General features: G+C 65.4%; 13 protein-coding genes and 1 pseudogene. 2 read left to right on the forward strand and 12 right to left on the reverse strand.

Annotated features, from left to right (window positions below):
* The 3 genes and pseudogenes from AC1DSN_RS01210 to AC1DSN_RS01220 form a co-directional block, all read right to left on the reverse strand.
* A pseudogene (locus AC1DSN_RS01210) lies at window positions 1-376 on the reverse strand (multidrug RND transporter); the annotation flags it as partial.
* A gap of 23 nt (window positions 377-399) precedes the next feature.
* Window positions 400-858: a MarR family winged helix-turn-helix transcriptional regulator gene (locus AC1DSN_RS01215; protein ID WP_063574111.1), complete on the reverse strand. Its 459-nt coding sequence runs from the start codon at window positions 856-858 to the stop codon at window positions 400-402.
* 78 nt (window positions 859-936) lie between these two features.
* Window positions 937-1,179 (reverse strand): hypothetical protein, encoded by a 243-nt coding sequence (locus AC1DSN_RS01220; RefSeq protein WP_477293656.1) that lies wholly within the window; start codon window positions 1,177-1,179, stop codon window positions 937-939.
* A gap of 142 nt (window positions 1,180-1,321) precedes the next feature.
* Between AC1DSN_RS01220 and AC1DSN_RS01225 the strand changes: the two genes are divergently transcribed.
* On the forward strand, window positions 1,322-2,122 hold the full coding sequence (locus AC1DSN_RS01225) for an AraC family transcriptional regulator (RefSeq protein ID WP_213949965.1): 801 nt from the start codon (window positions 1,322-1,324) through the stop codon (window positions 2,120-2,122).
* Window positions 2,123-2,176: 54 nt separating this feature from the next.
* Here the strand turns inward: AC1DSN_RS01225 and AC1DSN_RS01230 are convergent, their stop codons facing one another.
* From AC1DSN_RS01230 to kdpF, 9 genes are all read right to left on the reverse strand, one after another.
* Window positions 2,177-2,569, reverse strand: coding sequence for a hypothetical protein (locus tag AC1DSN_RS01230; RefSeq protein WP_477293659.1), 393 nt, complete (start codon window positions 2,567-2,569; stop codon window positions 2,177-2,179).
* 289 nt (window positions 2,570-2,858) lie between these two features.
* Entirely contained in the window at window positions 2,859-3,557 is a 699-nt protein-coding gene (locus AC1DSN_RS01235; RefSeq protein WP_213949967.1) for a response regulator, read from the reverse strand.
* Window positions 3,554-6,214, reverse strand: coding sequence for an ATP-binding protein (locus tag AC1DSN_RS01240; protein WP_477293661.1), 2,661 nt, complete (start codon window positions 6,212-6,214; stop codon window positions 3,554-3,556). Before AC1DSN_RS01240 ends, AC1DSN_RS01235 begins: the two co-directional genes overlap by 4 nt.
* A 155-nt stretch (window positions 6,215-6,369) precedes the next feature.
* On the reverse strand, window positions 6,370-6,945 hold the full coding sequence (gene kdpC / locus AC1DSN_RS01245) for a potassium-transporting ATPase subunit KdpC (RefSeq protein WP_477295679.1): 576 nt from the start codon (window positions 6,943-6,945) through the stop codon (window positions 6,370-6,372).
* A gap of 9 nt (window positions 6,946-6,954) precedes the next feature.
* Window positions 6,955-8,373, reverse strand: coding sequence for an outer membrane beta-barrel protein (locus AC1DSN_RS01250; RefSeq protein ID WP_063571505.1), 1,419 nt, complete (start codon window positions 8,371-8,373; stop codon window positions 6,955-6,957).
* A 74-nt stretch (window positions 8,374-8,447) separates the two neighbouring features.
* Window positions 8,448-8,636, reverse strand: coding sequence for a hypothetical protein (locus tag AC1DSN_RS01255; RefSeq protein ID WP_063571506.1), 189 nt, complete (start codon window positions 8,634-8,636; stop codon window positions 8,448-8,450).
* 13 nt (window positions 8,637-8,649) lie between these two features.
* On the reverse strand, window positions 8,650-10,728 hold the full coding sequence (gene kdpB / locus AC1DSN_RS01260; protein ID WP_477295677.1) for a potassium-transporting ATPase subunit KdpB: 2,079 nt from the start codon (window positions 10,726-10,728) through the stop codon (window positions 8,650-8,652).
* A 3-nt stretch (window positions 10,729-10,731) separates the two neighbouring features.
* Complete coding sequence (kdpA, locus tag AC1DSN_RS01265; RefSeq protein ID WP_477329298.1) at window positions 10,732-12,453, reverse strand: potassium-transporting ATPase subunit KdpA; 1,722 nt, start codon at window positions 12,451-12,453, stop codon at window positions 10,732-10,734.
* Entirely contained in the window at window positions 12,450-12,542 is a 93-nt protein-coding gene (gene kdpF / locus AC1DSN_RS01270) for a K(+)-transporting ATPase subunit F (protein ID WP_063571509.1), read from the reverse strand. Before kdpF ends, kdpA begins: the two co-directional genes overlap by 4 nt.
* Between kdpF and AC1DSN_RS01275 the strand changes: the two genes are divergently transcribed.
* On the forward strand, window positions 12,541-12,723 hold the full coding sequence (locus AC1DSN_RS01275; RefSeq protein WP_477295672.1) for a hypothetical protein: 183 nt from the start codon (window positions 12,541-12,543) through the stop codon (window positions 12,721-12,723). The two genes, kdpF and AC1DSN_RS01275, sit on opposite strands and share 2 nt — an antisense overlap.
* The last annotated feature ends 95 nt before the right edge of the window (window positions 12,724-12,818 follow it).

A 12,818-nucleotide genomic window follows, 5' to 3' on the forward strand; every position in this document is an offset into this window, starting at 1 on the left:
GGGGCGACGGCAGCAACGAACCCGGCAGATGCGCGCCGGCGGCGCCCGCACCGACGTTGAACGTCGGATCGCGCGCGGCATCGGCGCCGGCGCTCTGGGCCTGCGCCTGACGCACGCGTGCGTCGGCCGTGGCCAGATCCGGGTTGTCCTTCAGTGCTTCCTCGATCAGTGAGGTGAGCTGGCTGTCGCCCAGCCCGGTCCACCAGTCGGCCGACGGCCAGCCGGCCGGCGAGACGGCGACCTTGGACAGGGTACGGTCGGCGTGAAGGGTGGTCGGGTCGGTGAGCTGACCCTGCGGATCCAGTCCACGGCTGGTGACACAGCCGGAAAGAATCAACGCGGCCCCGACGGCCGCCACGAGAGTGTGCAGACGCATGCGTTTTGCCTCGGACGTTTAGTTCAGTCTTTGTCGCGGAGCGCGTTGAGCACGCGCTCCAGGTAATCGTGCAACTGCTCGCGCTCGGTGTGGGAGAGGTCCTTCTGGGCCCGATCCAGCGTCGCGATGTTGCTTTCGTACAGATGCTTCCAGAGCGCCTCACCGGCCTCGGTCAGCTCGATGCGCAAGGCCCGGCGGTCCTGCTCGTGCTGTTTGCGCCGCAGGTAACCCTTGGACTCGAGCTGGTCGAGCTGCCGCGTCATGGCGCCGCCGTCCAGGTCCACCGCCCGTGCCAGTTCCGTCGCCGTCATCGGGCCGTGGGTGGCCAGACGTTTCAATACATGAAACTGGGTGAACTTCAGGTCCGCACCCAACGCGGCGAGATCCGCTTCGATCGCGCGGACGATTTCGCTACGCACCATGCCGATGAGGGCACCCAGGGTGTCGCGACCGTCGTAGGAGAGGCACAGGTGGCTGTTCATGGACACGCATTCTATTGCCCAAAATATAGTTGTCAAGGCAAATATGTGCTGTCCTGATATTTCAGGTTTCTCGGATATTCATCCTTCTTCGGCCAGCAGCGCCGCCAGGGCGGCGTCGCGTACCTCGAAAAGGTCGAACACACCGAGCGCCCTCAGGGTCGGTAACTGAGCCAGCAGACGGGGTTCCAGTCGGCGGACCTGGTCTTCGGACGTGGTCGGATCGAGCATGGCGTGGGCACAGGCGACGAAGGTCACCAAGGCATCGCCCGCCTCCTGGCCTTCGCTCAATTCGCTTAAATCGGTAGTGACGAGACGGATCATAGGGATCTCCGCTTCAGGGTCACGGGCGCAGGTGTCGGCGGATGCCGCGCGCAGGGACAGTTGCTTGGGGTTGCAAATGTTAGCCATGGAAGGTATCGGCCTGATATCGTTAGTGGGCCAACTTATGTCGAGATTCGGCCAAATGCACGACGAAGTCCTACATCGGCTCCTCGAGAGCGCCGACGGCCCGCCGCTCATCGCCTACGAGGCGCGCGGCGAAATACCGCTTCGTGAAACGGACTGGCACAGCCACGTGCGCGGGCAGTTTTTCTACGTGGAACAAGGGCTTTTCATCACCCGCACGGAGCACGGCTCCTACCTGCTGCCGCCGCACCGTGCCGGCTGGATGCCGCCGGGGATGATGCACACGGTGAGCATTGCGGGTCCCAGCCACGCCTGGGGCGTCTTCATCGCGCCGTGTGCCGCGTCCGTCCTTCCCGATCGGCCGTGCGTGGTCGGGGTAAACGATCTCTTCCGCGCCATCGTCAAGCGCGCCGCGACGTGGCCTGTCGACGTCGCTACCGCGGAGCCGGAGCCGGAGCGCGAGCGCCTGTTCGCCGTCCTGCTCGATGAACTCCGGCGCGCGCCCGTGGAGGCACTGCATCTGCCGATGCCGCTGGATCGCCGCCTCCGCCGTGTCGCGATGGCCATGTACGAGAACCCCCATGACACGCGCGGCATCGACGACTGGGCCAACTGGGCCGGCATGTCCTCGCGCACGCTCACGCGCCTGTTCCGCCAGGAAACCCAGTGCAGCGTGGCGCAATGGCGGCAGCAGGCGCGGCTGACGCGCGGGCTCGAACGCCTGGCGCACGGCGAGCCCGTCTCGGTGGTTTCCGATGCCCTCGGCTACGCCACGCCGAGCGCTTTCGTGGCCATGTTTCGCCGCGCCTTCGGCGATTCGCCGGGTCGCTATCTTGCGCGACAGGCCACCGGCACGTAATCGCCATTGCCCACATCATCGCCGCTACTCATGCGCTCCTCCGTAGGAGCCGCTTCAGCGGCGATGGGTGCTTGCGGCGGCCTCGGCCACCGGCTTGCACATCCACATCCCCTCGAATGTGTAGCGATCCCCGCTGCTGCGCTCAACCACGTCCACGCCGATACGGCCATGCAACCACGGCCCATGGTTTCCCTTCGAGCCGATCTCGTGACATGAGCGCAACGGTGTGAAAGCGCCTGATTCCGGGTTCGTCATAGCGGTTTCCTGTGCAAGGCATTCGGCCATGGCTTCGTCGTAGCTCGGCATCGTTCGCTTGCCGGTGGTGAAGCGTTCGCTCGAACACGCGAGTGACCGGGCGAACGCCGGCGTCGCGATGGCGACAGCCGTAAGCAGGGCGGCGACAGCCGCGACGTGCTGAAGGAAAGCGCGGTTTGGGGAGGAATGCATGACGTGCTCCTTGGTGAGAGGAGGCGGAAGGTCATGGGTTCATTCGTCGATGGAAATCAGAATAGTCTGAAAAATGTACCGGGTTGTCCGGGGTGTGGAGTGCGTCACAGTTGGCGGGGTTCGAGGCGACGCTTGGCGTTTGTTGGCGCGTGGGGTTGCGCCGGTTTTGGGGGCATCTGTTCGCCGATGAATCGGCTGCTACGTTCTTTAGGTGCCGGATTTGCGAGCACCCTATCGCCGCTGAAGCGGCTCCCACAGGAAGTGCCACAGGGAAGCAGGCCTTGGCGGCTCAGGTGGCGGGGAAGCGGTAGCCGACGCCGGGTTCGGTTTTGAGCCAGCGCGGTGTGGATGGATCGTCACCCAGTTTGAGGCGGAGCTTGCCCATGACGATGCGCAGGTAATGCGTGTCCTGCGTGTGTGTCGCACCCCAGACTTCGCGGAGGATCTGCTGCTGACTGACGACGCGGCCGGGATGACGGACCAGGAGCGAGAGGACGGCGAATTCCTTGCGTGTAAGCGCGACCGGCGCGCCATCGAGCAGCACTTCGCGGCGCGCGAGGTCGATCACCAGACTGCCGTCGTCATAGCGCACGGGCGCATCGGCCTGACCACCCTTGGCGCCCTGACGGAGCAACACACGCAGGCGCGCCATCAGTTCCTGGATGCCGAAGGGCTTGGTCACGTAGTCGTTGGCACCCTGGTCGAGCGCACGCACCTTCTCGCTTTCCGAGTCACGCACGGAGAGCATCAGCACGGGGACTTCGCTCCATGTTCGGATTTCACGCAACACATCATGGCCTTCCATGTCCGGCAGGCCGATGTCGAGCACGACGACATCCGGCGATTGCGTCACGGCCAGGCCCAGGCCTTCCTGCCCCGTGGCGGCGAGCAGCACCTGGTAGCCCTCGGCACGCAGGCCGATATCGAGGAAGCGGCGGATCTGCGCTTCGTCGTCGATCACCAGTACTCGTGGAGCGGTGGGGTTCATGCGTTCTCGGTAGGGGGCGGCGGCAGCGGCAGTGAGACCCGGATGGTCGTGCCTCCGCCCACGTGGGGCAAGGCCTCCACGCTGCCGCCATGCGCGCCGATCATGCCACGGCAGATCGCCAGGCCCAGCCCGGTCCCCTTGCCGCCGCGGTCGCCGCGCGTCACCGAATAGAACATGTCGAAAATCCGCGCCCGCTCGTCCTCCGGAATACCCGGACCGCGATCGGCCACGTCCACCAGCAGGCGACCCGCCTCCGAGCGGACCGTGACGCGAATCGGCTCCTCGGGCGGTGTGAAGCGGCCCGCATTCTCGAGGATATTGAACAACGCCTGCTCGATCAGCGCGGGGTGCACATGCAGCAGCACCGTGTCGGTGGGCAGGTGCATGTCGATCCGCACCTCGGGAAATAGCTTGTGCATGCGCGACACGGCAGCGGCGACGATCTCGCCAGCGTCCACCCAGTCTCGATGGAGCTGCAGCGTGCCGTGGCCAAGACGGGTCATGTCGAGCAGGTTCTGGATGTAACGATCGAGACGCTGGCCCTCGCCGAGAATGGCCTGGAGCAGTTCGTGCCGCTCGTTGGCGGGCAGCTGGGCGTCGTAACTGAGCAGGGTGCCGGCGGAGCCGATCATCGAGGCCAGCGGGGAGCGCAGGTCGTGTGAGACCGACGAGAGCAGGGCACTGCGCAGACGTTCGGTTTCACCCTGCACGCGCGCGCTTTCCAGTTCGTGCGCGAGGCGCGCCCGATCGAGTGCCTGGCCGATGTCCTGCACCATGGCCAGGGCGAGGCTGCGCCGGTCGGCATCGGGCTCGCGTGCGCTCAGCGGAAAGCGCAACGCGACGACGCCGGCCCGCTGGTGTTCGGCGCCGAGCGGCAGCATCCAGCAGGAGGCGGCATGCAGCGTATCGGTGTAGCGGCCTGCCGGCTCGGCATGGCCCTCACACCAGTCGGCGGCCGCGAGGTCCTGCGTGGATAACGCGAAGGCATCGGGAACCGAGTTCACGACCTTGAAGTGGCCGCTCTCGTCGCGTGCAAGCATCGCGATCTCGATCGAAAGCGCGCGGGCCAATGCCCCCGCGCCGGCCTTGCGGATGCTGTCGGCGTCGGCGCTGGTCGCCAGTTGCTGGCCCAGTGCGACCAACGCGCGGGCACGCACCTGTGCAGCGCGCAGCGACGTCACCTGTCCGGCCAGCCGTGTCGCCAGCCGGCTGCAGACCAGCGCGACGACGAGGAACAGGACAACGGCGAGCACATCATCGGCGTTGGCGATGGCCAGCGTGTAGCGCGGCGGGGCGAAGAAGAAGTTGTAACCCAGGAAGCAGAGCAGCGCCGTGTACACAGCCACGGCCATGCGCGTACGCACCGCGACGACGAGCACGGCGGTGAGGAAGATCAGTGAGAGGTTGGCCACCGACAGGAAGCGATCGGCAACGAACGACAACGCCATGGCGATGGCGGTCGCTCCCGTGGCGAACGCGTACTCGCGGCGGGACCCGCCGCCATCCTTGAAGCGCAGGCGTCGACGTGCGCGAGCGCGTTCGGCCGGCGTGGCGACGATGGTCAGCTCGAGGTGCGCGCCGCGGCGTAGCAGCTGCTGGGTGAGCGAGAACCCGAGGCGCCGGGCGATCGGCCGCTCGCGGGTACGACCGACGATGATCTGGCCGACGCCTTCGCGATCGGCCCAGGTGAGCAGTTCATCGGCCACGGCATGGCCGCGCAGGATCACGCCTTCACCACCGAGTCGGCGCGCAAGACGCATCGCGGAATCCACGCGCTCGCGCCGCTCGGCATCGAGGCCGCCGCGATCGACGAAGACCACGCTCCAGGGCGCGCCACGACGCTCCGCGATGCGTCGAGTGATCCGCACGAGGTATTCGCTCTGCCCGTGGCCGTCGATGGCAGCCATGCAACGGCGGCGCACCGGCATGGCATCGCCACGGGCGAGCATGTGCTCGCGCAGGTCACTGTCGACATGCGCTGCCACGGTTTCCACGGCGAGCTCGCGCAGGGCGGCGAGGTTGGTCGGCGAGAAATAGGCATCCAGTGCGACGGCTGCCGTTTCCGGCACATAGACCTTGCCCTGCTTGAGCCGGCCGATCAGTTCGCGCGGCGGCAGGTCGACCAGCACGATATCGCGTGCCCGGTCGAGGAAGGCGTCCGGCACGGTCTCGCGGACGGCCACGCCGGTGATCCGGCGGATCTGGTCGTTGAGGCTCTCCAGGTGCTGGACATTGAGTGCCGTGTAGACCTCGATGCCGGCATCCAGCAGTTCGGCGATATCCTGCCAGCGGCGCGTGTGGCGGCCACCGGGAAGATTGGTGTGAGCCAGTTCGTCGACCAGCAACACGGCGGGCCGACGCGCGAGCGCGGCCTCGAGATCGAATTCCCGGAAGTCCCGGCCGGCATAGCGCACGGGTCGGGTCGGCAGCACTTCCAGCCCGTCGACCAGGGCGACGGTGTCCGAACGCCCGTGGGTTTCGACGAGTCCGACGACCACGTCGATGCCCTGGCGTTTCAGATCGCGGGCCGCGGAAAGCATGGCGTAGGTCTTGCCGACACCGGGTGCCGCGCCGAGGAAGACCTTGAGGCGTTGGCCGTCCTCTTCCTTCGCGGCACTGAGCAGCGCGTTGGCGCGGGCGTCGCGGTCGTCAGTCATGAGGCGTGGCCGGGGGCGAAGGGTGCATGAGCGAAGGGTAGCCGATGGGCTGAGGCAAACTGGTATCGCCGATGAATCGGCTCCTACAAGAGCGCGGGCCCGCTCGTTGTAGCGGCGCCCTGCTTCTGTAGGAGCCGATTCATCGGCGATGGGTGTTACCGAGACGCTTGATCAACAGCCAGGTTGAGCTTCAACACATTCACCCGAGGCTCGCCGAGCACACCGAGCTGGCGCCCGTCGGTATTGGCGGCAATCAGCTCGCGCAACTTCGCGGGGTCCAGGTGCCTTGCCCTGGCCACGCGAGCCAGCTGGTACTCGGCCGCGGCCGGGCTGATCTCCGGATCCAGGCCACTGCCCGACGCCGTCACCAGGTCCACCGGCACGGCGGCCTTGTTGAGGGGATCGGCGTTACGCAGCGCGGCGATGCGATCGCTCGCCGCTTTGGCCAGGGCCGGGTTGGTCGGGCCCAGGTTCGACGGGGTGGACGCCGCGGCATTGTTCGGGCCCGGCGTGGTCGCCGACGGGCGACCCCAGAAGTAGCCGGGCGCCGTGAACGACTGGCCGATCAGCGCGGAGCCGACCGGCTTGCCATCACGTTCGACCAGGCTGCCCGCCGCCTGGTGCGGGAACAGCAGGGCCGATAGCCCACCGACCACCGCCGGATAGGCCACGCCGGTGACCGCGGTCATGAGCAGGAGCAGGACGATGGCGTTACGCAGCAAGGTGGTCATGGGAGTTCCTTAGTAGTGCAGGATCGCGTCGACGACGGCGGTGGCCTGGTAGTCCTTGCGGCCACCATTGTATGCATCGACGTCGTAAGACCGGTCGTAACGGATTTCGGGACGGATCTCGAGATCCGGAGTCACCCAATGGGTCATGCCGAGCGTGTGGCTGGTGTACTTGGTCGGGTACCCGGTGCGCTGACCCTTCTGGTCGTTATAGAACTCGTTGCGGAACGAGATCATGTTCTTCGGATCCAGTTCGACGTTGAAGTAGTTCACGATGCCGTACTCGCCGGCCTTTCCCGGGAACGGCGACGAGCCGGCGACTTTCGGATCGAAGTCCTCGCCATAGCCCGGAATGTTGCGGCCGTACATGTAGTACGCCTCGGTGAGCATGTGTACGTTGTCACTGAAGCGATGGCCCCAGGTGGTCACGTACATCTGCACGTTGTTGTAGTTGTAGTCGGAGTTGTTGAAGCTGTTCACGCAGGGATAGAGCATGTCGTTGTTGTCGGACGACACGTAGCGTACGCAGGCCTGCAACGTCGGGCGTGCCGAATGGTTCCACACCGCGGTGTCGTTGCCACCGTTGATGCCCACCTGCAAAGTCCACTGCTGGTTGAGGCGCGTCGTGGTCATCACACCCATCTGGGTGTACGGATCCACGGTGTAGAGGATCGAGTGGGTGACCAGATAGTTGTTAGGCGAGAACTGCGCCTCGATGTCCGGCAACGACAACCAGCGACCGATGCGGATATCCATGCCTTCGGCAATGTGCGGCAGGTAGATGTCACCGTAGAACAGCATCGGGTCATAGCCGTAAATCTTGCCGTTGAGCGGCTCGTTCGGCTTGGGATTGTTGAGAAGCTGGTTGCTGAAGACGCCCTTCGCCGTGGTGAAGTGGTAGTCATAACCATAGAGGTTATCCAGGTGGAAGCCCCAGTCCACGTGATCGGTCTGCACGGTGTCGGCCAGGCGCTCGATGCGGAACAGGGCCTGGTTGAACTCGATGCGATTAGGACGCACCGCGTACGACACGGGATAGTTCGTGTGCGAGGACGTGCTCAGGTTGGCCGAGGCATTGAGCCAGCCATAGACCTCGATGCGATTGTCCTTCATCCACTTGCCGACGCTGTTGCAGGCAAGTGCCTTCTCGAGCGGGTACTGCGAATTCTCGTTCGGCGCACCGATCGGATAGGGGACGCCACCTAGCTGCCATTCCGCCGAGGGGAACGGCGGTGACGAGAACGGCGCGGCCATGCCGCGGCGTGCCGGCGCCTCAGCGTTGGGATCGGCCGGCTGGGCATCTTCGCGGTAGGCGGCGGCAAGGCGGCTACCGAATCCCTGGGAGCAGTCGTCACTGCCCGAGGCCATGGCCTTGGTGACAGGTGCGAGTGCGAACATGGCGGCGAGGAAAGCATAACGAGTGGTACGCATGGCGTTTTGACCGATCCCTTTCGGGACCCCTTTATCGGTGGAGTGGGTGGGTTGGGCTTTACAGAAGACGGCGTTCAGATGCCGGCGTAGCCGCCGAGCGTGTATTCGTCGTCGTTGGGCGGTGTTGCCGGAACCATGCGCGGCTTGATTACCGCGATCGGCGCGCCCGCAACGGCAGCGACGTGTTCCGGGGCGACGACGCGGACTTCCATGTCCAGGTCGGCGTGGTCTTCGATGAAAACGGTGAGCTTCACGGAATGCATGGGGCGACCTCGGTCAGGCGAGTCCAAGAAGGACCAGCAGCATGTCGATCAACTTGATGCCAATGAAGGGCACGACGATGCCGCCAAGCCCGTAGACGAGCAGATTTCGACGCAGGAGCGCGCCAGCGCCGAGCGCGCGGTAGGCCACGCCCTTCAGTGCGAGCGGAATGAGACAGATGATGATCAGCGCGTTGAAGATCACCGCGGACAGGATCGCGCTGCGTGGCGTGGCCAGGTGCATGACGTTGAGCGCATTGAGTGCGGGGTACGTCGTGGCGAACGCCGCGGGAATGATCGCGAAATATTTGGCGATATCGTTGGCGATGGAGAACGTGGTCAGCGAGCCGCGGGTGATCAGCATCTGCTTGCCGATGGCGACAATCTCGATCAGCTTGGTCGGATTGGAATCCAGGTCGACCATGTTGCCGGCTTCTTTCGCCGCCTGCGTGCCGCTGTTCATGGCCACGGCCACGTCGGCCTGGGCCAGCGCCGGTGCGTCGTTGGTGCCGTCGCCGCACATCGCCACCAGGCGGTTCTCGGCCTGCATGTCGCGGATGAGCTTGAGCTTGGCTTCCGGCGTTGCCTCGGCGAGGAAGTCGTCGACGCCGGCTTCGGCCGCGATCGCCGCCGCCGTGAGCGGGTTGTCGCCGGTGATCATGATGGTGCGGATGCCCATCTTGCGCATCTCGGCGAAGCGCTCCTTGATGCCGTCCTTGACGATGTCCTTGAGCTCAACCACGCCCAGGGTCAGGGAGCCGTCGACCACGACCAGCGGCGTAGCTCCACGACGGGCCACGTCTTCGGCCATGCGGCGGACCAACGGCGGCATGTGGCTATCCTGGGAGTCGAGGTAGCGCTCGACCGCGTCCATCGCACCCTTGCGGATATGGCGGGTGCCGACATCGACGCCGCTCATGCGGGTCTGCGCGGTGAACGGCACGAACTCGGCGTGGCGATCGTCGTGGCGGCGCTCGCTCACGCTGGCGGCGATGAACTTCGCGGCCAGCGTAACGATGCTGCGGCCCTCGGGCGTTTCATCGGCACGCGAGGCAAGCTCGGCGGCTTCGGCCAGTTCGCGTTCCTCGATACCCGGGGCCGGATGGAACGCCACGGCCTGGCGGTTGCCGAGCGTGATCGTGCCGGTCTTGTCGAGCAACAGCACGTCCACGTCACCGGCGGCCTCGACCGCGCGGCCCGACGTGGCGATGACGTTGGCGCGGATCATGCGATCCATGCCGGCGATACCGATGGCCGAGAGCAGGGCGCCGATCGTCGTCGGAATCAGGCAGACCAGTAGCGCGATGAGTACGGTCAGGCTGATCGGCTCACCCGCGCCGGCGGCCTGCACGCTGTAGATCGAGTACGGCAGCAGCGTCGCACAGGCCAGCAGGAAGATCAGGGTGAACTTCGCCAGCAGGATCGTCAGCGCGATCTCGTTCGGCGTCTTGCGGCGAGAAGCGCCTTCGACCATCGAGATCATGCGGTCGAGGAAGCTCTCGCCGGGGTTGCTGGAAATGCGCACCACGATCCAGTCGGAGAGCACGCGGGTGCCGCCGGTGACCGCGCTGCGGTCGCCGCCGGACTCACGGATCACCGGTGCGGATTCGCCGGTGATCGCACTCTCGTCGACGCTGGCCGCGCCGACTACGATCTCGCCATCGCCGGGCACGATCTCACCGGCTTCGACGAGGACGTGATGGCCGAGGCGAAGCTCGCTGGACGGGGTGAAGACAATGGGCGCCTCGCGGTCTGCGGAAGCGAGCTTCTTCGCCATCACGTCACGACGGGAACCGCGCAGCGCATCGGCCTGGGCCTTTCCGCGACCTTCCGCCAGCGCTTCGGCGAAGTTGGCGAACAGCAAGGTGAACCACAACCAGAGGCTGACCCAGAAGATGAACGCGGTCGGCGCTTCGGCGTGACCCGTAAGGGCCTGCACCCAGAGCAGCGTGGTGGCCACGCTGCACACGAAGACCACGAACATCACCGGGTTGCGGAACTGCATGCGCGGCGAGAGCTTGCGGAACGCGTCGACGAGGGCGCGAGTCACCAGCGCGCGATCGAAACCACGCGGAGTATGGGCTTGGGAAGTCATGGATCAGTGGCCCGTAGCGGACATCAGTTGTTCGGCGATCGGCCCAAGGGCGAGTGCCGGAAGGAAGGTCAGTGCGCCGACGACGATGACGACGCAGGCAAGCAGGGTGACGAAGAGCGGTGTATGCGTTGGCAGGGTGCCGGCGGTTTCCGGCACGTGACGCTTGGCGGCCAGTGAGCCAGCCATGGCGAGCATCGCGATCGCCAGCGGGAAACGGGCAAGGAACATGCAGATGGCCAGCAAGACGTTCCAGAAGGGCGTATTGGCGGAAAGCCCACCGAACGCGCTGCCGTTGTTATTCGACGCCGAACTGACCGCGTAGAGAATCTCACTGAAACCGTGCGCTCCGGGGTTGGCGACTGCCGCTGTGCCGGCCGGCGTCATCACCGCGATGGCCGTGCAGATCACCACCAGGGCACATGGAATCAGTACGGCGAGGCTCGCCATCTTCATCTCGTGCGCTTCGATCTTCTTGCCGAGGTATTCCGGTGTACGACCCACCATCAGCCCGGCAATGAACACCGCGACCACGGCGAAGGCGAGCATGCCGTACAGACCCGAGCCGACACCGCCGAAGATCACTTCACCCAGCTGCATCAGCCACATGGGCACGAGGCCACCGAGCGGCGTAAGCGAGTCGTGCGCGGCGTTCACCGCGCCGCAGGACGCTGCCGTCGTGATGGCGGCGAACAACCCGGACGCGGCGATGCCGAAGCGCGTCTCCTTGCCTTCCATGTTGCCGCCGGCCTGCGTGGCCGAGGCCTGCGCGTCGATGGCCAACCCGTGCAGCGCCGGGTTACCGGCCTGTTCGGCGGCTACGAGTCCCAGCGTCAGCGGGACGAAAATAAGCAGCATGGTGGCGAGCAGCGCCCAGCCCTGGCGGCGATCGCCGACCATGCTGCCGAAGGTGTAGCAAAGTGACGCCGGAACAAGAAAGATCGCCAGCATCTCGACGAAGTTGGAGAACGGCGTCGGATTCTCGAACGGATGCGCGGAGTTGGCGTTGAAAAAGCCACCGCCGTTGGTGCCGAGCATCTTGATCGCGATCTGCGACGCCGCCGGACCCATCGGCAAGGTCTGCTGGCCGTGCTGCAGGGTCGCGACGTCGACATAGGCCGACACGTTCTGCACCACACCCTGCGAAACCAGCAACAGGGCGATCACCAGGGAAAACGGAATGAGCACGTAGAGCGTGGCCCGGGTCATGTCGACCCAGAAGTTGCCCACCGCTGCGACGCCGCGACGGCTGAAGCCACGGATGACCGCGATCAGCACGGCGATGCCGGTCGCCGCCGACAGGAAGTTCTGCACCGCAAGGCCGATGGCCTGGGTGAAGTAACTCATCGTCGACTCGCCGGCGTAACCCTGCCAGTTCGTGTTCGTCGCGAAACTCACCGCGGTGTTCATCGCCGAATCCGGCGTGATCGCACCGAAGTGCTGCGGGTTCAGCGGCAACCACTGCTGCGTGCGCTGGAGGATGTAGACGACGGCGAGGCCGGCTACGTTGAAGACCAGCATGGCGATGGCGTAGCGCTTCCAGCTCATGTCCTCGTCGGCGCGGATGCCCGACAGACGATAGAGCAGGTTTTCAGCGCGGGCGCCGAAGCGGTTCACGCGGTTGGGCGTCTCGGCGAACACCTGGGCCATGTAGTGGCCCATGGGTTTCACCAGCACGAGGAGGACGGCCAGATACAGGCCGACCTGGAAGAAGTCGTTCGCGGTCATTCGAACCACTCCGGCTTCAACAGGGCGACGCAGAGGTAACCGGTCAGGGCCACCGCAACCACGGTGGCGATAAGCAGGACAAGGGACATGGCGGGCTCCTCAGCGACGACCGAGACGGTCGCAAATCATGAGGAAACCGATCGTCAGCGCCGTAAGGACGACAACGAGAAGGACGTACAGGAGTTCCACGGGTGCATTCCGTCGAAGAAGACGGCGCATTGTTCTCCCGTGGCGATATTTCTTGCGTATCGCGTCGGGCTGGGGGCGTAAAGCCTGCGTAAAATTTCCACGCAGCGCCCTTGTGGGAGCCGATTCATCGGCGAATGAGGACATGTGGGAGCCGATTCATCGGCGAAAAGCCAACG

The organism is Luteibacter sp. P4_D7_3 (genome assembly GCF_056401735.1).

Excerpts from the sequence above, each read along its gene's own strand:
- AC1DSN_RS01250 (WP_063571505.1), bottom strand. The coding sequence starts at position 8,373 with ATGCGTACCACTCGTTATGCTTTCCTCGCCGCCATGTTCGCACTCGCA.
- AC1DSN_RS01235 (WP_213949967.1), bottom strand. The coding sequence starts at position 3,557 with ATGAACCCCACCGCTCCACGAGTACTGGTGATCGACGACGAAGCGCAG.
- AC1DSN_RS01220 (WP_477293656.1), bottom strand. The coding sequence starts at position 1,179 with ATGATCCGTCTCGTCACTACCGATTTAAGCGAATTGAGCGAAGGCCAG.
- AC1DSN_RS01230 (WP_477293659.1), bottom strand. The coding sequence starts at position 2,569 with ATGCATTCCTCCCCAAACCGCGCTTTCCTTCAGCACGTCGCGGCTGTC.
- kdpA (WP_477329298.1), bottom strand. The coding sequence starts at position 12,453 with ATGACCGCGAACGACTTCTTCCAGGTCGGCCTGTATCTGGCCGTCCTC.
- AC1DSN_RS01240 (WP_477293661.1), bottom strand. The coding sequence starts at position 6,214 with ATGACTGACGACCGCGACGCCCGCGCCAACGCGCTGCTCAGTGCCGCG.
- kdpF (WP_063571509.1), bottom strand. The coding sequence starts at position 12,542 with ATGTCCCTTGTCCTGCTTATCGCCACCGTGGTTGCGGTGGCCCTGACC.
- kdpC (WP_477295679.1), bottom strand. The coding sequence starts at position 6,945 with ATGACCACCTTGCTGCGTAACGCCATCGTCCTGCTCCTGCTCATGACC.
- AC1DSN_RS01225 (WP_213949965.1), top strand. The coding sequence starts at position 1,322 with ATGCACGACGAAGTCCTACATCGGCTCCTCGAGAGCGCCGACGGCCCG.
- AC1DSN_RS01215 (WP_063574111.1), bottom strand. The coding sequence starts at position 858 with ATGAACAGCCACCTGTGCCTCTCCTACGACGGTCGCGACACCCTGGGT.
- kdpB (WP_477295677.1), bottom strand. The coding sequence starts at position 10,728 with ATGACTTCCCAAGCCCATACTCCGCGTGGTTTCGATCGCGCGCTGGTG.
- AC1DSN_RS01255 (WP_063571506.1), bottom strand. The coding sequence starts at position 8,636 with ATGCATTCCGTGAAGCTCACCGTTTTCATCGAAGACCACGCCGACCTG.
- AC1DSN_RS01275 (WP_477295672.1), top strand. The coding sequence starts at position 12,541 with ATGGCGGGCTCCTCAGCGACGACCGAGACGGTCGCAAATCATGAGGAA.